The organism is Actinomadura sp. 3N407 (assembly GCF_052245875.1).
Lineage (GTDB): Bacteria > Actinomycetota > Actinomycetes > Streptosporangiales > Streptosporangiaceae > Spirillospora.
In genome coordinates, this window is record NZ_JBQQBP010000009.1 from 314,618 (window position 1) to 333,446 (window position 18,829).

Consider the following 18,829-nt stretch of genomic DNA (forward strand, 5'->3'; position numbering starts at 1 on the left):
GGTGCTGGATGGAGTTGGCGCGTTCCCGTGTCGTGGCGCGCATTCCACGGGCCTTGAGCCTTTGACGACGCCGAACGAGATTTCCCGGAACGACCCGTGAGTATAGCGATTACGGAAGATTCCGCCGGGGAAGTGTTAGCTGCGTCGAGTCGTCGAGCACGCTCCGGGGACCGGGGGAACGGCCAGGAAGCCCGGGGCATGGACGAGGTGTCCGGGTGGATATGAGGTTCTCGCTCTCGCTCCCGCGCGAGGCGCTCAGCATCCCGGTGATCCGGCGGGTGGTCGGGGACGCGCTCCGGGGGCTGGGCGTTTCCGAGGACTGCGTCGACGACGTGCTGGTCGCCACCTCCGAGGCGTGCACGAACGTCGTCCAGCACGCCCGCGCATCCGGTGAGTACCAGGTCACAGGCCACGTGGACGAGGCCGTCTGTGTGCTCAAAATCATGGACCGGGGCCGCGGGCCCCGCCCGGCCCCCGAGGACCGGGGGGTTTTGAGCGAGTCCGGCCGCGGGATTAAGATCATGCGGGCACTGGTGGACGACCTGGACATCGACACCTCGCCCGACAGGGGCACCATCGTTCACCTGCGGAAGCGGCTGAGCTGGCGGGACGAGGCACTCGTCCGGCGCCTCGACCGCAAACTCATGCACAGCGCCGGGTAGATTGGTAGGCGCGCGCGGGGGAAAACGACGCGCAGCGGGGTGATCGGCGGAGGAGATACCGCCCGTCCCGGCCGCCCCACATTTCGGAGGAACAGAAGAGATGGATGCTGCCCGGGTCGGGGTCATCACCTTCCCCGGTTCTCTCGACGACAAGGACGCCGCACGTGCCGTGCGGCTGGCCGGCGCGGAGCCGGTCGCCCTCTGGCACGGCGACCACGACCTGCGGGGGGTCGACGCCGTCGTCCTGCCCGGCGGGTTCTCGTACGGGGACTATCTGCGTGCCGGGGCGATCGCCCGGTTCGCGCCGCTGATGACGGAACTGGTGGCCGCCGCCGAGGCGGGCCTGCCGGTTCTCGGCATCTGCAACGGCTTCCAGGTGCTGTGCGAGTCGCACCTGCTGCCGGGCGCGCTGCTGCCGAACGCCGGCCTGCACTTCGTCTGCCGTGACCAGCGGCTGCTGGTGGAGAACGCCGACACCGCCTGGACCACCGAGTACCGGGAGGGCCAGGAACTGGTGATCCCGATCAAGAACCGGGACGGCCGGTACACCGCCGACCGGGAGACGCTGATCGAACTGGCCGACACCGGCCGGATCGTCGCCCGCTACCTCGACCTGAATCCCAACGGCTCCCTCGATGACATCGCCGGGATCTGCAACGAGGCCGGCAACGTGGTCGGGCTCATGCCGCACCCCGAGCACGCCGTGGAGTCACTGACCGGCCCGTCCACCGACGGGCTCGGCTTCTTCACATCGATCGTCAAGAGACTGGTCAACGCATGAGCGAGCAACCGCCACACGCCTCCGGGCGCGCCACCCGGGAATCCTCGGACGAGCCTTCGATGGAGTGGCTCGGCGAGCTCAAGTCCGACGCCGACGACCCCGAGCTCCAGCCGGTCGACCCGTCGGTCACGCAGGCCTTCGAGGCCATGCTCGACAAGGCCAAGCCCGCCGCCGGGCCCGAATCGGCCGCCCAGCCGCAGCCGGTCATCCAGGTCGACCCGACCGTCCGGGCCATGCTCAGGACGGCTCAGCCGGGCGCACCGCTGGAAGTCGAGGCCTTCGAAGGGCCGGACCAGGAGTTCGCCCGCGCCCTGGCCGAGGAGCGCGCCGCCGGCGACCCCGCGTCCACCCTGGCGGACCCGACGCTCACCACGCCCGACCTGAACGGCTACACCGCCCCGCCCCCGCCGTCGAACCCCGGCACTGGCCCCCTGCCGGCGGTAGGCCCCGGTACGGGTCCGCAGCCTGCGGTGGGTTCGGGTACGGGTCCGCAGCCTGCGGTGGGTTCGGGTACGGGTCCGCAGCCTGCGGTGGGTTCGGGTACGGGTCCGCAGCCTGCGGTGGACGCTCAGCCGCCCTTCGGCCCTTCGTTTCCGCCCGGCCCGGGCACAGGCCCCCAGCCTGCAGTGGGCCCCGGAACGGGCCCGCAGCCGGCGGTGGGCCCCGGTACGGGCCCGCAGCCTGCGGTCGGGCATGGGCCCCAGCCGACGCCGGGCGCCGGTTCACAGCCTCCGCCCGGCCCGAACACCGGCCCACAGCAGCCCGTGCGCCCCGGAACGGGCCCCCAGCCCGCTGTAGGCCCCGCTACCGGTCCGCAACCCGCCGTGGGCCCCGCGACCGGCCCGCAACCCGCTGTAGGCCCCGGCACCGGCCCGCAGCCCAGGGTCGCTCCCGGGACGGGCCCGCAGCCTGCGATCGGCGGCCCGGGAACGGGCCCCCTGCCCGCCGTCGGCCCCGGGACGGGGCCGCAGCCCATGATCGGCCTCAACACGGGCGCGCAGCCGCCCGCCCCCGGCGAGCGACGCGGCACCGGCCCGCAGCCCGCCGTCGGCCCCCGAACCGGGCCGCAACCGGCCGTCGGCCCGGGCACCGGGCCCCAGCCCGCGCTGCGCCTCGCGACGGGCCTGCAGCCCGCCATCGAGACGCCCGTCCCGGTCTATCCCGGTACGGACACGGTGGCGATCGCCGCCGCGTCCCCCGAGCGTCCGCAGCCGTACGCCGAACTGGGGATGAACGACGAGGAGTACCGGCGCGTCCGCGACATCCTCGGCCGCCGTCCCACCTCGGCCGAGCTGGCGATCTACTCGGTGATGTGGAGCGAGCACTGCTCGTACAAGAGCTCCAAGGTGCACCTGCGCCAGTTCGGTGAGAAGGCCCCGAAGACCGACAAGCTGCTCGTCGGCATGGGCGAGAACGCCGGTGTCGTGGACGTCGGCCAGGGCTGGGCGGTCACCTTCAAGGTGGAGTCGCACAACCACCCGTCCTACGTCGAGCCGTACCAGGGCGCCGCGACCGGTGTCGGCGGCATCGTCCGCGACATCATGTCGATGGGCGCCCGCCCGATCGCCGTCATGGACTCACTCCGGTTCGGCCCGGCCGACGCCCCCGACACCCAGCGCGTCCTGCCCGGCGTGGTGGCCGGCGTGGGCGGCTACGCCAACTCGCTCGGCCTGCCCAACATCGGCGGCGAGACCGTCTTCGACGCCTGCTACGAGCAGAACCCGCTCGTGAACGCGCTGTGCGTCGGCGTGCTGAAGCACGAGGACATCAAGCGCGCCGTCGCCCCCGGCCCCGGCAACAAGGTGATCCTGTTCGGCGCCCTGACGGGGCCGGACGGCATCGGCGGCGCGTCCGTCCTCGCCTCGGCGACGTTCGACGAGGAGTCGCACCAGAAGCGGCCGTCCGTCCAGGTGGGCGACCCGTTCATGGAGAAGCTGCTCATCGAGTGCTGCCTGGAGCTGTTCAACGAGGACCTCGTGGTCGGCATCCAGGACCTCGGCGCCGCCGGCGTGTCCTGCGCGACGACGGAGCTGGCCGCCGCCGGCACCGGCGGCATGCACGTCGACCTCGACGCCGTCCCGCTCCGCGACGAGACGCTCAGCCCTGAGGAGATCCTCATGAGCGAGTCGCAGGAGCGCATGATGGCGGTGGTGGCGCCCGACAAGGTCGACCGCTTCATGGAGATCTGCGGCCGCTGGGAGATCCCGGCGACCGTCATCGGGACGGTCACCGACACGCGCCGGCTGGTCATGACATGGCGGGGCGAGACGATCGTCGACCTCCCCCCGGTCACCGCCGCCGACGAGGGCCCGGTGTACGAACGTCCGCTGCAGCCCCCGCACGACCTCGGGGCGCTGCAGTCCGACACGCCGGGACGCCTCACCCGCCCGTCCAACGGCGAGGAACTGCGCCGTACCGTCCTGTGGCTGGCCGGGTCACCGAACCTCGCCGGCAAGACGTGGGTGACCTCCCAGTACGACCGCTACGTCCTCGGCAACACCGTCATGGCCATGCCGGAGAACGCGGGCGTGGTGCGCATCGACGACGAGTCCGGGCTGGGCATCGCCCTGTCGCTCGACGGGAACGGCCGTTACACCCGTCTGGACCCGTACGCGGGCGCGCAGCTCGCACTGTCGGAGGCGTACCGCAACGTCGCCGCCACTGGTGCGCGGCCGCTGGCCGTCACGAACTGCCTCAACTTCGGCTCCCCGGAGGATCCGGGCGTCATGTGGCAGTTCGCCCGCGCGGTCGAGGGCCTGGCGGACGGCTGCCAGTACCTCGGCGTCCCCGTGACGGGCGGCAACGTGAGCTTCTACAACCAGACCGGCGCCACGCCGATCAACCCGACCCCGGTCATCGGCGTCCTCGGCGTCCACGACGACGTGCGCCGCCGCGTGAACATGTCGCTCACCACCGACGGCGCCACGATCGCGCTGCTGGGGGAGACCCGCGAGGAGTTCGGCGGCTCGGAATGGGCCCACGTGGTCTACGGCCACCTGGGCGGCCTGCCTCCGCTGGTGGACCTGAAGGCCGAGGCGGCACTGGCGTCCGTGCTGGTCAGCGCCGTCCGCGACGGGCTGGTGACCGTCGTCCACGACCTGTCGGACGGCGGCCTGTCCCAGACGCTGGTGGAGTCGTGCCTGCGCGGCGGCCTCGGTGCCCGGATCACGCTGCCGGGCGACCCGTTCGTGTCACTGTTCAGCGAGTCGGTGGCCCGCGCCATGGTCGCCGTCCGGCCGGGCGCCGAGGCGCGCCTGGCGGCCCTGTGCGAGTCGGCGGGCGTCCCCGTCACGCAGATCGGCGTGGCGGGCGGCGACTCCCTGAGCGTGACGGGCCGCGGCCCCGAGGGCGACCAGCAGGAGCTGTTCAGCATCCCGCTGTACGAACTCCGCGAGTCCCACGAACGCACCCTCCCCAGCTACGCCGACTGACGACCGTCCAACCGAAGGGCGCCCAGCACAACGCGGGGCGCCCTTCATGCTGGGACACGACATGCCTGGTGGCACGGGACCCTCATGGTGCTCGGGGTCGCCGGTTACCCCCTGACCTGCGAACGGACGGCCCCACCTGCACAACCGGGGCCATCCGTTCCGCGAGTGTGCCGCGCCGGGTTCAGGCTTTGCAGGGTTCCCGCAGTAACCACCCTGCCGGGAGGACCAGGCTTTCTCCATCAACCCTCGGCGACCGTCACGGGTACGGTCAGGGCTTCCCAGAGTCAGAGGCCCTCGCCGGAGGCAATGAGGACCTCGGCCGCGTACAACCTGAGGACGGGTGGCGGCGCGACCCGTGACCGCCGGCGGCTGGCGGACGGGGCGACGGTGGCACGACGCGCGGCCCGGCGCGGCCGTTGTTTCACGCTCCGCACCTACACCCATCTCATGCCGTCCAGCCGGGAACGGATACGCAAGGCGATCGATGACACCTGGGGGAACGATTCCGGGCACGAGTGCCCTGGATGTGCCCTCTCGGGAGGTTTCGTGAGCTGCGGCCCTGGTCAGCAGGATGCGGCTAGAAGACCGAGATGTGGACGTGGTCGTAGTGGTTTGCGGTGTTGCCGCCTCGGTTCGACATCATGCGCCAGCCGGGGCTGCGCATGTCGTAGATGCGCTGCCGCCAGATCACGTACTTGATGCCCAGGGCGCTCGCGTGGGAGATGGCGTACTGGGCGGCCTGGTCGCCCTGGGCTCTCGCGCTGCCGCTGGCCATCACGCCGCCGGTCGTCACCATGAAGTCGCAGGCGTGGCCGGTGCCGTGGTCCTGGGGGTCGCCGGTGCTGCGGACGCAGCCGATGGTGGGGAACGGGCCGAACTCCAGGTCGATGGTGTTCTTGACCTTGAGCATGCGGGGGGTGACGCCGCCCATGCCGATGCTCGGCGACTCGGGCTTGTACCTCTTGACCAGGGCCTTGATCTTGGCCTGGCGGCTCTTCAGATCCTTGATCTCCGCCTTGAGCTGCGTCATCTTCTCTTCGGCCTTCTTGCGGGCCTTGACCTGGTCGTTGACGAGCTTCTGGATCTGCTCGACCTTCGCGGCCTTGTTCTGCGCGATGTGGCTTACCAGGCTGGCGTTGCTGAGGAGTTCGCTCGGGTCCGCGGCGGCCAGGAACGTGACCGTGGGGTCCTCGCCGTTCATCATGTACTGGGTCGCGGCGAGCTGGGCGACGACGCCGCGGGCCTCGACGAGGTCCTTCTCCAGGACCTTCGACTTGTCGTGCGCCTTCTTCGCGGCGTACTGGGCGTCCTTGAGCTTGGCCAGGTCGCCGCCGTACTCCTTCTCGAGCTGGTCGATCTGCCGGTTCAGCTTGCGGAACTTGGCGCTGTCGCCCGGGTCGTACGGGACGGACGCGGGTGCCGCGGCGCCGGCGGACGGTGTGGCGGTACCGAGCAGAGGCAGCGCGGTGGCGAACACCACGAGAGCCACGGCGGCACGCCGTCCACTACGCCTGCGTGTGGAGGCGGGGGTCTCCACGTGTTCTCCTCTCGTCACGGCCGTAGGTCAATGAACATTAAAGAACCGTCTGCGCCTCGCCAAGGCTAAACCCCTGAGGCGGGTGAGACGGCGCGAAGCGCGAGATGCCGGTTCCGTTGCCGGAAGCCGAGCCATCTTACGGGACACGGCTTACGGCTCGGCGTTGTGGACAAGCCGGTTCGCCTGCTGCCGTGAGCACTCCAGAGTACGGGGTGGAGTCGTCGTCGGTTCATTGTCTGCACTTGCTGGCACGTCGCCGTCTTCCGTGTGGTCAGGCCGCCGACCCGACCACATGATCGGTATCTCGATCGCGGGAAACCATAGCGGACCTAATCGGATTTAGGGTGCTGATCCGATGTTTCCGCCGGTCAGCTGCGGCTCAGCTTGCCTCCGTAGGCGAGGTTCGTCCCGGGCCTGGTCCAGGTGTACTGCAGCGTCCCGTCCGGCTGCCGGGTGATCTGAACGACCCCGGACGTGCACGGCTTCCCGATGGCCAGGGACATCTTCAGCGCGCTTTCCGTTCCCCTCGTCAGCCTGAGAGTGCCGGTGCACTTCTCCCTCGGGTAGATCGCCTGTCCGGTCGTGCCGCCCACCTCGAACGTGACCTCCACCGGGAACGACACGTTGCGGTTGGTGTTGACCAGCGTCCCCGTCCACGTCCCCCCGAACGATGACGGGATCGTCGTCACCGGACGGTTGTTCGACGCGTTCGCGCTGTCGGGCGGTGGCCCTTCGTCGGCCTTGAGCTGGGGCCACAGGACCAGCGCGATGATGGCGATCCCCACGCCGACCCCTATGAACAGAGAGAGCGCCACCCCGAGCACGTGGTTGCTGGGGCGCCGCATCTTGGCGAGGGACGCCAGCGGCGAGGAACCCCGTCCGCCGCCGTCGCGGCCATCTCCCAGGCCGGGGATGAGCGGGGACGGTTCCGTGGTGTTCGGGTGCTCCAGGTCGATCGCGTCGAACGTGGCGGTCGGGTCGGGGCCGACCGCGTCGAACCTCGCGGTCTGCTCCGTCCGGTCGGGGCGCCGCGGCTCGAACGCGTTGAAGGTCGTGGTCTCTTCGAAGGCGGCCGGGTCGAGGTCGGCGGCGGGCGGCGCGGGTTCGGGCTCCGGCCTGCGTGCGCGCGCGAGCTTGCCCAGCAAGGGCAGAGACGGCGACGGAGCGGTTTCCGCGGCGGGAGACGACGGGACGCCCGGCGGAGGCCCGGCAGGAGCGTTCGGGCCGGGGCCCGGCATACCGGGTGTGAACGGGGGCGCCACGCCGGGGTCGGAGGCCATGGGGCCCGGCTGCGCGCCCGTGGGGGGCATCGGCGGCGGTGGCACGGCCCGGGGCTCGGGCGGCTGCGCGGCCGAACCCGAGGCGAGAGCGCGGCCCTCCTCGACCATCGAGGACGGCATGCGGCCGGCCAGCGGGCTCGTCCCGTCCAGGAGCCGCTGGAGGAGTTCCCTGGCCGTCGGACGGTCGGCGGGGTCCTTGACGAAGGCGTCCGCCATCACTTCGCTCAGCGAGTCGGGGACCCCGGTCAGGTCGACCTCGTCGTAGACGATCCGCTGCATCACCTCGGACGGCGAACCGGATCCGAAGGGCTCCCGGCCCGTCGCGGCGAACAGGATCGTCGACGCCCAGGCGAACACGTCCGCGGCGGGCCCGATGCCCCTGCCGCTGAGCTGCTCCGGGGCCTTGTAGGAGGGATCCTCGGTGATGTGCCCGGAGAAGACCACGTTCACCGCCTCCAGGGCGCGGGCGATACCGAAGTCGCTCAGCCTCGGGCCGTCCCGTCCCAGGAGGACGTTCCCCGGCTTCAGATTGTGATGAAGGGCACCCGCCCGGTGGACGGCCGCGACGGCGATCGCCATACCGACCGCCAGACGCTCGACGACCGCGCCGCCGCGCACTCCCTCCTCGTCGACGAGCTGCTGGAGGGACGGCCCGTCCACCCATTCGCTCACCACGAAGGGACGGTCGCCCTCCACATCGGCGTCCAGGATCGCCGCCGTGCAGAAGCCGGACACCCTCCGCGCGGCGGTGAACGCGCCGGCGAACCGCGTCCTGGCGACGGGCTCGCCGCTCAGCCGCACATGAAGGAGCTTCACGGCGACCTGGTCGCCCGCAGGGTCCCTGCCGACGAAGACGGCGCCCTGCTCGCCGACGCCGAGCCGTCCCGTGATCTCGTACGAGCCGAGTCTTCGCGGGTCACCCGGCTGCAGGGGCAGCGCCTCGGGCATCTGACGAACCTCCGTGTCCTCGGGGGGACCGTGTCCCTGGTCTCCCCGCTTCCCTTCACACCCCCATGCCTGGCGGGTCCTTTTTACCGTCTGCGCGGTGTCGCGGGTGCCACCGCAGGGCTAATGGCCGTGGGCCACGACCCGGTAACGTCGGTGGCGATGCCGCGACAACCGCTTTCCCTCGCTGTCCTGAACGAGCAGCGCACCGCGCTCGGCCTGCCGGCGTACACCGGCGCGGACGAACCGGCCGCGCTTCGTCGCGCGGCCCTGGACACCGTCCTCGCCTGCATCGAGACAGGGAACGCCGAACCGTCCCGGCCGGTCGTCAAAGGAGCGGTGCGGTTCCTGCTCGACCGGCTCGCCGAGCTGGCGCCCGGCCGTTCTGTGGAGGTTCGCGTCCCTCCTTACGCCGCCGTTCAGTGCATCGACGGCCCGCACCATACCCGGGGTACACCACCGAATGTGGTGGAGATGGACGCCACCGCCTGGGTCGCCTTGGCCACAGGCCGGTTGGCCTGGGCCGACGCCGTCGCGGACGGACGGGTCCGCGCCAGCGGCCCGCGCGCGGATCTGTCCGGTCATCTTCCACTGCCCATCGGCCTGCCCGTCGACCAGGAGAGTTCGGAACCCTGCTGACGAGTAGTGTCCGGGAGCCCGGCTGAGCCGGGCTACTGGCCGATCGTCCAGTTCGGGTCTTGCCCAGAACGCCGGGCGCTGCCAGCGTGGTCACCACCGTCCGTTCGGGGCACGGCCTGGAAGGCGGCGTGGCATGCGCACCCGTGGCGAGCAGGGCCGGTTCGCATGCGTCGCCATGCTGGAGGTGAACCCGTGCTGATCGCACACTGGACGTTCGACGTCCACACCGTGGACGGCCGCCGGGTGGCTGACGCGGCCGGTGCCGCACCCGCCGCCGAGCTGAACGAGACCGCCGAGATCGTCCCGGGCAGGGACGGGGAGGCGCTGGCGCTCGACGGGAGCGGCCGGGCCGTGATTCCCGCCACACCTCAGCTCGTCCTGAGCCAGGTGTTCGGGTTCAGCGTGACGTTCTTCGTCCAAGTCACGGAGGAACCGACCGGAGAATGGCGCAGTCTCGTCTACAAGCCGGTCGCCGAGAACGACGCGCGGGGCCTCGGGCTGTGGTTGTACCCGGACGCGATGCGGCTGCGGGTCCAGCTCTTCACCGTCAAGGGGCCGGACTACGCCGACAGCCGCGCCAGGCTGACCGTGGGTGAGTGGGCGCACATCGCGTTCGTCGTGGACACCGGCGGGATGTCCCTATACGTCAACGGCAGGCTGGACGTCACCGTCCCTCTGGAACACGCCGTCGTCACACCGGCCGGATCCATCTACCTGGGTAGCGAACCCACCAAGCCTGGATTCGGCGGGCTCATGGACGATTTTCGCGTCTACGCCTCCGCGCTCGACGAGGAGGCCGTCCGCTCCCTCGCCGACTACCAGAGCCCTTAGAGACTGGCGCAGAGCCCGAGCAGTGGGCAGGGCCCTTGAAGAGCGGCGCAGGGCTCCTAGGGAGTGGTGCCGGCCTTGGCGAAGGGGAACTCGCGTTCGACGCAGCCCCGCCGCGACGAGTCGTCCGGGTACCGCGACTCGTCCCCGCACTCGGCCGCCTTGCTCAGCAGCCAGAAAAGCATCCCGGCGCCGATGATGAGGGCGAGGGCCGAGCAGACGACGCCCACGACGGCGGGCCGCCGGTCGGCGTCGCGCCGCACGAGGGACACCGCCCCCAGGACCAGCCCGGCAAGTGCCGGGATCATCCCCGCCAGACAGAGCACAAGGCCCACCAGGCCGGCGATTCCGAGCACCTGGGAGGCCCTCGCCAGGGTGCTCCGCTTCGGCGGCGAGGGCGGCGCATACGTCTGGTACCCGGGCAGCGTCATGCGTTCCTCCACGTGTCGGTCACCAGACTCCCCCGAGGTAAGTGATGCCTGTGGTTCGGGTGAGTAAAGGTCCGTTAAGTACATGCCACCGATCGGAGCAGCTGAATCGGGCATCTAGACTGGCAATGTGCCTCTCGGTGACGGACGTCTGAGCCACGACATCGACTCCTCTGACCGCCCCCCGCAGGATGCCTGCGGGGTCTTCGGCGTCTGGGTCCCCGCGGACCAGGCGTCGAGGGCGGAAGTGAGCAAGCTCACCTACTACGGCCTGTACGCGCTCCAGCACCGCGGGCAGGAGTCGGCGGGCATCGCCGTCAGCGACGGATCACGCATCGTCGTGTTCAAGGACATGGGCCTCGTCGCCCAGGTCTTCGACGAGTCGGTGTTGAACACCCTCCGCGGCCACATCGCCGTCGGTCACTGCCGTTACTCGACGACCGGCTCGCCCACGTGGGAGAACGCGCAGCCCACGTTCCGGTCCAGCGACGCGGGCGGGCTGGCGCTCACCCACAACGGCAACCTGATCAACACGCCGGAGCTGGCCGCGCGGCTGGCTCCCGGCGTGCTGACGGCCACGACCGACACCGAGGTGCTGACGGCCTTGCTGGCCACCCACGGCGACGGCCCGATGGCGGCGGCGCGGGAGATCCTGCCCGCCACCCGCGGCGCGTACTCCCTGGTCTTCATGGACGAGGGGACGCTGTACGCCGCCCGCGACCCGGAGGGCGTCCGGCCGCTCGTCCTCGGTGCCCTGGAGGACCGCGGCTGGGTGGTGGCGTCCGAGTCCGCCGGCCTCGACATCGTCGGCGCCCGCTTCGTCCGGGAGATCGAACCGGGAGAACTGGTCGCGATCGACGGCGACGGCGTCCGGTCGGAGCGGTTCGCCGAGGCGCGTCCGAAGGGCTGCCTGTTCGAGTACGTCTACCTGGCGCGGCCCGACACCTCGATCGCCGGACGCAGCGTCCAGGCCACCCGCGTCGAGGTCGGGCGCCGGCTGGCCCGCGAGCATCCCGTCGAGGCCGACATGGTCATCCCGACCCCCGAGTCGGGCACCCCGGCCGCGATCGGCTACGCCGAGGCGTCCGGCATCCCGTACGGCCAGGGCCTGGTGAAGAACTCCTACGTCGGCCGGACGTTCATCCAGCCGTCCCAGACCATCCGCCAGCTCGGCATCCGGCTCAAGCTCAACCCGCTGCGGGAGGCGATCGAGGGCAAGCGGCTGGTCGTGGTGGACGACTCGATCGTGCGCGGCAACACCCAGCGCGCCATCGTGGGGATGCTGCGGGACGCGGGCGCCGCCGAGGTGCACGTGCGGATCTCCAGCCCGCCCGTGTCCTGGCCGTGCTTCTACGGCATCGACTTCGCGACCCGCGCCGAGCTGATCGCGGGGAACCTGTCGGTCGAGGGGATCCGCGACTCGATCGGCGCCGACTCGCTGGGCTTCATCTCCCTGGACGAACTGATCTCCGCTTCCCAGATCGCCAAGGACAAACTGTGCCGGGCGTGCTTCGACGGCGTCTACCCCATCCCGGTGGACGAGGGCGCCCGCGGCAAGCACCTGCTGGAGGTCACCTGATGGCGGGACGCCCCACGGGCGCCTCGTCGGCCGTCCCGTCGGGCGCCTCGTACGAGGCCGCCGGGGTCGACATCGCGGCGGGTGAGCGTGCCGTCGAGCTGATGAAGTCCCGGGTGGCCCGGGCGCGGCGTCCGGAAGTGGTCGACGACGTCAGCGGGTTCGCGGGTCTTTTCGACGCTTCGGCGCTCCTGCGCTACAAGCGCCCCTTGCTCGCCACGTCCACGGACGGTGTCGGTACCAAGGTCGATCTGGCGCGCCGTCTCGGCGTCTACGACACGGTCGGTCACGACCTGGTCGGCATGGTCATCGACGATCTGGCCGTGTGCGGTGCCGAGCCGCTGTTCATGACGGACTACATCGCCTGCGGCAAGGTCGTCCCGGAGCGGATCGCCGACATCGTCGGCGGCATCGCGGACGCCTGCGCTCTGGCCGGCTGCGCCCTCGTCGGCGGTGAGACGGCCGAGCACCCCGGTCTCCTCGAAGCCGACGAGTTCGACCTCGCCGGCGCGGGGACGGGCGTAGTCGAGGCCGACGAGGTCCTCGGCCCCGACCGTGTCCGCCCGGGGGACGCCGTCATCGCCATGGCGTCGTCCGGTATCCACTCGAACGGGTACTCGCTCGTCCGCCACATCCTGGCCACAACGGACCTGACCCTCGAATCCCAGCCATCGGAACTCGGCCGTCCACTGGGTGAGGAACTCCTCACACCGACGCGCATCTACGCCAAGCACTGCCTGGCCCTGTTGCAGGCCGGCGGGGTACGTGCTTTCGCTCACATAACGGGGGGCGGGCTGCCCGCCAACCTGGCTCGCTCGCTGCCTCCGACGGCGGACGCCGTGCTGCACCGCTCGTCCTGGGAAACACCGGCGGTGTTCCGTGTCCTGCAGGCGCACGGGGACGTTCCGCAGGGCGAGATGGACAAGACGTTCAACCTCGGCGTCGGGATGGCGGCCGTCGTCAGCCCGGACTGCGCTGATGAGGCCCTCCGCCTCCTGACCTCCCGGGGCGTGCCGTCCTGGCACCTGGGCGAGATCACCGAAGGCACCGGTGCCGCGACCCTTGCGTGAGGGACGGCGGTCGGTTTCAGAAGCCCCGCGCGCGGAACGCGGCGCGAACGTCGCCGGTGAGGGCTGAGAGGAACGCTGAGCGTCTCTCAGCCCTCACGAGCCACATGGGAAGCGTGCGCCGCCGAACGTGCCCTGCGGGCAATCTCGACGGCCTTCGGAGACCATGACGAACCACACCCCACGACGTGCACCTAGGGCGAACATCAAGAAGTCACGACAAACGCCACCGCCCTGTGCTGCGGGCGGTGGCGTCCTGTCGGCCGATCAACCGGAGGTGCCGTCCTTACGGTCCTCGGTGCCGTAATCATCGGCATAGTCGGCGTACTTCTCGGCGAGCTCGTCGTAGGAGTCCTCGCCGGAGTCATCGACTCCCAGTTCGCTCTTCAGGCGGTCGAGGTCCGTGTTGCCGCTGTTGTACTTGAGCTGTCGGGCAACCTTTACCTGCTTGGCCTTGGCTCGGCCGCGACCCATTGGCTCGACCCCCTCGATGGTCAGGGCTTTCGTGGGCCCATCAACGCGCGCGTGTACCACACGAACCGGTGCCTGATGAGCCATGCGTCAGTCACGGGTACAACCGTACCCGTTTTGCGCCCGGCTCGGTACATCGACGGTACGTGGCGGCGCCCCTGTTGCTGCTGACAACAGTGTATCCCGTGGTCACGGGTACGCGCCAAAGCCGCCGTGGGACGGTCGAGCGGTGTCCCGCGGCGGCTCCGGCAACGGTCTAATCAGCACGGCGGACCGTTCCGGTGCGGCCGGCTCAGAGCAGGATTCCGCGCAGTCTTCCGATTTCGGACATCCGGCGCTCCGCGAGCCGGTCGGCGGCGACCGCAGGCGGGACGCCCTCGTCGGCGGCCAGCGCGAAGATCTTGCGGGTGGTGTCGTAGATGCCGGTGGCGCGGGCTTTCGCGCGGTCGAAGTTGAAGCCTTCGATCTCGTCCGCGACCTGGATCACGCCACCGGAGTTGACGACATAGTCCGGTGCGTACAGCACACCGCGGTCGGCGAGGCGTTTTTCGACACCGGTGTGGGAGAGCTGGTTGTTGGCGGCCCCGCAGACCACCTTCGCCTCCAGGACGGTCACGGTGTCGTCGGTGAGGGATCCGCCGAGTGCGCACGGCGCGTACACGTCCAGGGGGATGCGGACCATGGCGTCGGCGTCCGGGAGGACCTCGACCTCCGGGTGCCTTGACCGGACCCGGTCGATGGCGGCCTCGTTCACATCACAGATCAGGACGTCGGCGCCGTCCTCGCGCAGGTGCTCCACGAGGCGGTGGCCGACCTTTCCGACGCCCTCGACTCCGACTCGCCTGCCCCTCAGCGTGGGAGAGCCCCACATGGTCTCGGCCGCGGCGCGCATGCCCTGGAACACGCCGAACGCCGTGAGGATGGACGAGTCGCCGGCTCCGCCGTGCGCGACCGTCCGTCCGGTGACGTACCGGCACTCGCGCGCCACGACGTCCATGTCCTCGCTGTACGTGCCGACGTCGCACGCCGTGTAGTAGCGGCCGTTCAGTGACTGGACGAACCGTCCGTAGGCCCTCAGCATCGCCTCGGACTTGTCGGTGGACGGGTCGCCGATGATGACGGCCTTGCCGCCGCCGAGGTCCAGCCCGGCCAAGGCGTTCTTGTACGCCATGCCCCGGGACAGGTTGAGCACGTCGGCGAGCGCGTCCTCCTCGGACCCGTAGGGATAGAAGCGTGTACCTCCCAGGGACGGGCCGAGCGCGGTCGAGTAGATCGCGATGATGGCGCGCAGGCCGCTCGCCTCGTCCTGGCAGAAGACGACCTGCTCGTGTCGGGGTTCGGTGCCCTTGTGGGGCGCCCCGAAGACATTAGGCACGGTAGTGCCCTCCTCTCTGTCTCTAAGATCAGCGTAGGACGCGGGATGCCGCCACGCGCGGCCGAATCTCGTGTAACGATGCGGTCGTGCTTCCGTACGCCGCGTACCTACGGGTTTATGAACCGGTGACCGCCTTTCCGGAGCCCGCGCGGACCCTGTGGACGGTCTACGCCGATTCCAGGCGGCGCCCTCGGCGGATCCACGCGCTCGGGGTCGAGCACCGCGACGCCACGCTGAGGATGACCGGCTCGCCGCCGGACGTCGTGCCGGAGCAGGAGAGCAGGGACGCCTACGTCCGGCGCGTGGAGAACATGATCTACGTGTGCCCGTGGGAGACGCGGCTGCGCTCATGGCTGGCCTTCGAGCGCTTCAGGAACGAGCACGCCGCCGGTGTCGCGGCCGCGTTCGTCCCGCCGCCGCTGTCGGAACGGGTGATGGGCGACTTCGAGCAGTGGAAGCGCGGGGGGCGGCCGCTGCGTCCCCACATCCTGACGAGCACCTGGCATGTCCCGCTGGACTGGTTCGTGCCGTTCGCGCGGGGCGAGCGGTGCCTGATGCTGGGCACACCGGGGACGGGGTACCGCCAGCCGGACGACACGTCCGAGGAACACGGAGGTCATGGCCCGGCGACGGCCGCGCCCGCGCGTACCCTCGTCTACGTCACCTCCATGGGAGAGGCGCGCCAGCGGGTGTCGGCGGCGCTCCCCGTGGTGCGCGAGAATCTCGGCGACGGGACGGGCGACGTCTATCTCCTGTCGGCGGGACGGCTGGAGACGCTCGGCCGATGGCTGGGCGGCTTCCACCCGCGCGCGCTTGTGGAACTCGACTACGGAGGGCTCGTCCATCTGCTGGACGACCGGACGCTCCGTGCGGACGAGTCGGTGGCCGAGATGGCCGTGGCCCTCACCGGGATGGAGCGGGGGGAGGTCGAGTTGACCGTGGCGATGTACAAGCGGCTGCTCGCCCGATGGCGGCCCGTCCGGGCCCTCGAGACGGCGAACTAAAACAAATTTCCCGAATCCGCGCGCGATACGACTATACGTGTCGCTAGAATCACGCAGCGTGACTCAGTCGCCACCGTACAGGCACGGCACCCCGCATCCGCGGGGATGTTTGCACGCAACTACCGCCAGGAACTTGCTTGTTGCGCTGAGTGGTGGCAAGGTTACACGTTGTGATGTCATAGTGGCTCTTTCGGGCCATAGGGGACATCAGTGACCGCGCGAGGATCAATCGCAGGATCGCTGTCATCGGTCCACGGAGGAGAGGCCGCAAACATGTCAGCACGTACGCCAGAGGCCGAGCCCCTGCTGACGCCGGCGGAGGTGGCGACGATGTTCCGCGTCGACCCCAAGACCGTCACACGGTGGGCGAAAGCGGGAAAGCTCACGTCCATCCGGACACTGGGGGGGCACCGCCGCTACCGCGAGGCGGAGGTGCGGGCGCTGCTCGCGGGCATCCCGCAGCAGCGGTCGGAATAACCGTGTTCGCTGCGTTGCCCTCGGCGCCGGGTGCCGAGCCGCCCGATGTCGAGGGCAACGCACGGCACCGTCCTGACGTGCGCGTAATTTGGGACACATGAGACCTTCTGTCCACATGAGGACACAGCCCGCGCAAGGGGACAATTAGTTCACGTTTGGACAAAGCGTCCAGTGGGCGTCCAAGGGCACGCCTCCCGCGATGACGCGTCGCGATGACACGTCCGGGGCCTACGAGCTCATCTCCTCCTGGGAGAGGCGGTCGAAGAGGTTGGCGGTGCCCGGGTCGTGGCGCCCGGCCGCGTGGAGCATCACGACCAGGTGGTCGACCAGCAGGCTTTCCAGCCCGGCACGGGTCACGTCGCGGTTCTCCAGCCAGTCCAGGCCGGCGGTCTCCACGGCCGCCATCCAGGAGCGCAGCGTGATGCGCAGGATGGGTTGCGGCGTCTCGACGTCCAGGGAATGCAGGATCCGGTCCAGCAGCAGTCGGCGGATGCCGTCGACGATCTCGCCGACCTCGCCCGAGCGGTCGGCGGGCCCGCCGCGCAGCAGGGCCGTGTAGCCCGCCGCGTGGCGTTCCACGAAGTCGAAGTAGCGCCGCAGCGAGATCCGCAGGCGTTCCAGCGGCTTGCCCTCGGTGGGCGGTTCGAGCAGCACCGACAGCTGCTTGGCGGCGCTGCCGAGCGCGGCGATGTACAGCTCGTACTTGCCGCCGAAGTAGTGGTAGACGAGCGCGCGTGAGGCTCCGGCGGCGGCGGCGACATCGTCGATCGAGATGTCCTCCGGCGAGCGCGTGCTGAACAGCTGAAGCGCCGCCGCGATCAGTTCCTCCCGCCGTTCGTCGACGCTGAGCCTGCGACGGCCTCGCCCGCCGCCCTGCCCGCCATCCTGCCGGCTCCGCGCCTTGCCACCGGCCACCGCACGATCCACCACCTGGGCAGCGTATCCGAGCCCGGGCGGCGGCAGGCCGCGCCGGCGGCGGATGAACCGGGCTTTCACCGGGTCGTGATCATCCTCCGACACGGCTGTGATCCGGAACACCACAGGCCCGAACCACCATTGTCGGATGCCCGTTACTCACTGTTGCGGCGGTTTAGGGGGAAGGCGCGGCATCATGGCATCTCCTCCCGAGCGGAGGCCGGCGCGCCGAACCCCCCAGCGGTGCGCCGCCGCGGCAGGTCCTGCAGGTCCCCCTGGACGGAGTGCCATGTCAGCTGAGCAAGCAAATCCCCCGCACAACAGGCGGGAGGAGGGTGCGGTCCCCCGGCCGCGCACCGAGCCCTCTCCCGCCGCGCGCGGCGAGGGGAGGTCCGTCCCCTCGCCGAAACCGACGATCCGCAACGTCGCCGAGCGCGCCGGCGTCTCCAAATCGCTCGTCTCCCTGGTGATGCGGGGGTCACCGCATGTGAGCGAGCGCCGCAGGCAGGCCGTCCTGCAGGCCGCCCGCGAACTCGGCTACCGGCCGAACGCCGTGGCCAGAAGCCTGGTCGAGGGACGCACCAGGCTGATCGGCGCCATCGTCGCCGACCTGCACAATCCCTTCTTCGCCGAGTTCCTCGACGGGCTGCAGGAGAGCCTGCACGGCGCCGGCCTGCGGATGCTCGTCGGCAGCGGCCGCTGGGACCCGCTGTTCGAGGCCGAGGCCGTGGAGGCGTTCCTGGAGATGCGGGTGGACGGGCTCGTGCTGCTCAGCGTCGTCCCCGAGTCCCTCAAGGAGGCCGCGGCGAGCGTCCCGGTGGTCGTGGTCGGTGAACGCGACGTCGTCGGCGTCGACATCGTGGTCGACGACGACGAACTCGGCGCCAGCCTCGCCGTCGACCACCTCGTCGGGCTGGGCCACCGCCGGATCGCCCACATCGAGGGGGCGCGCTCGACGACCGCGCGCTACCGCCGCGCCGGTTACGAGCGGGCGATGCGCCGGCACGGGCTGCCCGGCGAGATCGTCGTCGAGCCGGGCGACTTCACCGAGGACGGCGGCTACCGGGCCGCCCACGCGCTGCTGCGCCGCGAACCCCGGCCCACCGCGATCTTCGCACCGAACGACCTCGTCGCGACCGGTGCGCTGTCGGCGGCCGACGAGCTGGGGATGCGCGTGCCGGACGAGCTGTCGATCGTCGGCTACGACAACACGCATCTCGCCGCCATCCGGCACATCTCGCTGACCAGCGTCGACCAGCCGCGCCGGGACATGGGCCGGGTGGCCGCCGAACTGCTGACCGCGCGCATCGGCGACCCGTCCCGTGCGGCCAGGCAGAACCTGGTCGTCCCGCATCTGGTGGTCCGCTCGACGACGGGTCCCGCCCCCGCCGCCTGAGCCGCCCGCCGCGTCCA

16 protein-coding genes are annotated in these 18,829 nt (G+C 70.5%); 10 read left to right on the forward strand and 6 right to left on the reverse strand.

Annotation, left to right across the window (positions count from 1 at the left end; translation table 11 throughout):
• Window positions 1-221: 221 nt before the first annotated feature.
• From ACTWPP_RS24290 to purL, 3 genes are all read left to right on the forward strand, one after another.
• Window positions 222-662: an ATP-binding protein gene (locus ACTWPP_RS24290; protein ID WP_443106637.1), complete on the forward strand. Its 441-nt coding sequence runs from the start codon at window positions 222-224 to the stop codon at window positions 660-662.
• Window positions 663-762: 100 nt separating this feature from the next.
• Entirely contained in the window at window positions 763-1,443 is a 681-nt protein-coding gene (gene purQ, locus ACTWPP_RS24295) for a phosphoribosylformylglycinamidine synthase subunit PurQ (protein ID WP_443106638.1), read from the forward strand.
• Window positions 1,440-4,874, forward strand: a complete 3,435-nt coding sequence (gene purL / locus ACTWPP_RS24300) for a phosphoribosylformylglycinamidine synthase subunit PurL (RefSeq protein WP_443106639.1) — start codon at window positions 1,440-1,442, stop codon at window positions 4,872-4,874. The genes purQ and purL overlap by 4 nt, the downstream gene beginning before the upstream one ends.
• A gap of 577 nt (window positions 4,875-5,451) precedes the next feature.
• Here the strand turns inward: purL and ACTWPP_RS24305 are convergent.
• On the reverse strand, window positions 5,452-6,411 hold the full coding sequence (locus ACTWPP_RS24305) for a coiled-coil domain-containing protein (RefSeq protein ID WP_443106640.1): 960 nt from the start codon (window positions 6,409-6,411) through the stop codon (window positions 5,452-5,454).
• A 368-nt stretch (window positions 6,412-6,779) separates the two neighbouring features.
• The gene (locus tag ACTWPP_RS24310; RefSeq protein ID WP_443106641.1) at window positions 6,780-8,639 is read right to left on the reverse strand and encodes a serine/threonine protein kinase; all 1,860 of its coding nucleotides are present in this window, start codon (window positions 8,637-8,639) and stop codon (window positions 6,780-6,782) included.
• Window positions 8,640-8,798: 159 nt separating this feature from the next.
• Here ACTWPP_RS24310 and ACTWPP_RS24315 point away from each other — a divergent pair, with 159 nt between their 5' ends.
• Together ACTWPP_RS24315 and ACTWPP_RS24320 are read left to right on the forward strand one after the other, a co-directional pair.
• Window positions 8,799-9,275: a sterol carrier family protein gene (locus tag ACTWPP_RS24315; RefSeq protein WP_443106642.1), complete on the forward strand. Its 477-nt coding sequence runs from the start codon at window positions 8,799-8,801 to the stop codon at window positions 9,273-9,275.
• Window positions 9,276-9,467: 192 nt separating this feature from the next.
• Window positions 9,468-10,106 (forward strand): LamG domain-containing protein, encoded by a 639-nt coding sequence (locus ACTWPP_RS24320; RefSeq protein ID WP_443106643.1) that lies wholly within the window; start codon window positions 9,468-9,470, stop codon window positions 10,104-10,106.
• A 56-nt stretch (window positions 10,107-10,162) separates the two neighbouring features.
• On the opposite strand, the gene ACTWPP_RS24325 is transcribed toward ACTWPP_RS24320, so the two are convergent.
• Window positions 10,163-10,534, reverse strand: a complete 372-nt coding sequence (locus tag ACTWPP_RS24325; protein ID WP_443106644.1) for a hypothetical protein — start codon at window positions 10,532-10,534, stop codon at window positions 10,163-10,165.
• A 127-nt stretch (window positions 10,535-10,661) separates the two neighbouring features.
• Between ACTWPP_RS24325 and purF the strand changes: the two genes are divergently transcribed.
• Both purF and purM read left to right on the forward strand, forming a co-directional pair.
• On the forward strand, window positions 10,662-12,110 hold the full coding sequence (gene purF, locus ACTWPP_RS24330) for an amidophosphoribosyltransferase (protein ID WP_443106645.1): 1,449 nt from the start codon (window positions 10,662-10,664) through the stop codon (window positions 12,108-12,110).
• Entirely contained in the window at window positions 12,110-13,177 is a 1,068-nt protein-coding gene (purM, locus tag ACTWPP_RS24335) for a phosphoribosylformylglycinamidine cyclo-ligase (protein ID WP_443106646.1), read from the forward strand. The genes purF and purM overlap by 1 nt, the downstream gene beginning before the upstream one ends.
• Window positions 13,178-13,441: 264 nt before the next feature.
• Here purM and ACTWPP_RS24340 read toward each other — a convergent pair whose 3' ends face one another.
• The gene (locus tag ACTWPP_RS24340) at window positions 13,442-13,648 is read right to left on the reverse strand and encodes a DUF3073 domain-containing protein (protein ID WP_358469704.1); all 207 of its coding nucleotides are present in this window, start codon (window positions 13,646-13,648) and stop codon (window positions 13,442-13,444) included.
• Window positions 13,649-13,937: 289 nt separating this feature from the next.
• A complete protein-coding gene (locus tag ACTWPP_RS24345) occupies window positions 13,938-15,020 on the reverse strand; it encodes a Glu/Leu/Phe/Val family dehydrogenase (protein WP_443106647.1) in 1,083 nt (360 codons plus the stop codon).
• 125 nt (window positions 15,021-15,145) lie between these two features.
• Here ACTWPP_RS24345 and ACTWPP_RS24350 point away from each other — a divergent pair, with 125 nt between their 5' ends.
• Together ACTWPP_RS24350 and bldC are read left to right on the forward strand one after the other, a co-directional pair.
• The gene (locus ACTWPP_RS24350) at window positions 15,146-16,024 is read left to right on the forward strand and encodes a hypothetical protein (protein WP_443106648.1); all 879 of its coding nucleotides are present in this window, start codon (window positions 15,146-15,148) and stop codon (window positions 16,022-16,024) included.
• A gap of 273 nt (window positions 16,025-16,297) precedes the next feature.
• Window positions 16,298-16,501: a developmental transcriptional regulator BldC gene (gene bldC, locus ACTWPP_RS24355; protein ID WP_012850682.1), complete on the forward strand. Its 204-nt coding sequence runs from the start codon at window positions 16,298-16,300 to the stop codon at window positions 16,499-16,501.
• A 228-nt stretch (window positions 16,502-16,729) separates the two neighbouring features.
• Here bldC and ACTWPP_RS24360 read toward each other — a convergent pair whose 3' ends face one another.
• Window positions 16,730-17,431: a TetR/AcrR family transcriptional regulator gene (locus ACTWPP_RS24360; RefSeq protein WP_443106649.1), complete on the reverse strand. Its 702-nt coding sequence runs from the start codon at window positions 17,429-17,431 to the stop codon at window positions 16,730-16,732.
• A gap of 274 nt (window positions 17,432-17,705) precedes the next feature.
• Between ACTWPP_RS24360 and ACTWPP_RS24365 the strand changes: the two genes are divergently transcribed.
• Window positions 17,706-18,812 (forward strand): LacI family DNA-binding transcriptional regulator, encoded by a 1,107-nt coding sequence (locus ACTWPP_RS24365; protein ID WP_443106650.1) that lies wholly within the window; start codon window positions 17,706-17,708, stop codon window positions 18,810-18,812.
• Window positions 18,813-18,829: the final 17 nt, after the last annotated feature.

Bases quoted from the DNA above. Each gene is read 5' to 3' on its own strand.
- ACTWPP_RS24340 (WP_358469704.1), bottom strand. From the start codon at position 13,648: ATGGGTCGCGGCCGAGCCAAGGCCAAGCAGGTAAAGGTTGCCCGACAG.
- purL (WP_443106639.1), top strand. From the start codon at position 1,440: ATGAGCGAGCAACCGCCACACGCCTCCGGGCGCGCCACCCGGGAATCC.
- bldC (WP_012850682.1), top strand. From the start codon at position 16,298: ATGTCAGCACGTACGCCAGAGGCCGAGCCCCTGCTGACGCCGGCGGAG.
- ACTWPP_RS24315 (WP_443106642.1), top strand. From the start codon at position 8,799: ATGCCGCGACAACCGCTTTCCCTCGCTGTCCTGAACGAGCAGCGCACC.
- purQ (WP_443106638.1), top strand. From the start codon at position 763: ATGGATGCTGCCCGGGTCGGGGTCATCACCTTCCCCGGTTCTCTCGAC.
- ACTWPP_RS24325 (WP_443106644.1), bottom strand. From the start codon at position 10,534: ATGACGCTGCCCGGGTACCAGACGTATGCGCCGCCCTCGCCGCCGAAG.
- ACTWPP_RS24310 (WP_443106641.1), bottom strand. From the start codon at position 8,639: ATGCCCGAGGCGCTGCCCCTGCAGCCGGGTGACCCGCGAAGACTCGGC.
- ACTWPP_RS24290 (WP_443106637.1), top strand. From the start codon at position 222: ATGAGGTTCTCGCTCTCGCTCCCGCGCGAGGCGCTCAGCATCCCGGTG.
- purM (WP_443106646.1), top strand. From the start codon at position 12,110: ATGGCGGGACGCCCCACGGGCGCCTCGTCGGCCGTCCCGTCGGGCGCC.
- ACTWPP_RS24365 (WP_443106650.1), top strand. From the start codon at position 17,706: ATGTCAGCTGAGCAAGCAAATCCCCCGCACAACAGGCGGGAGGAGGGT.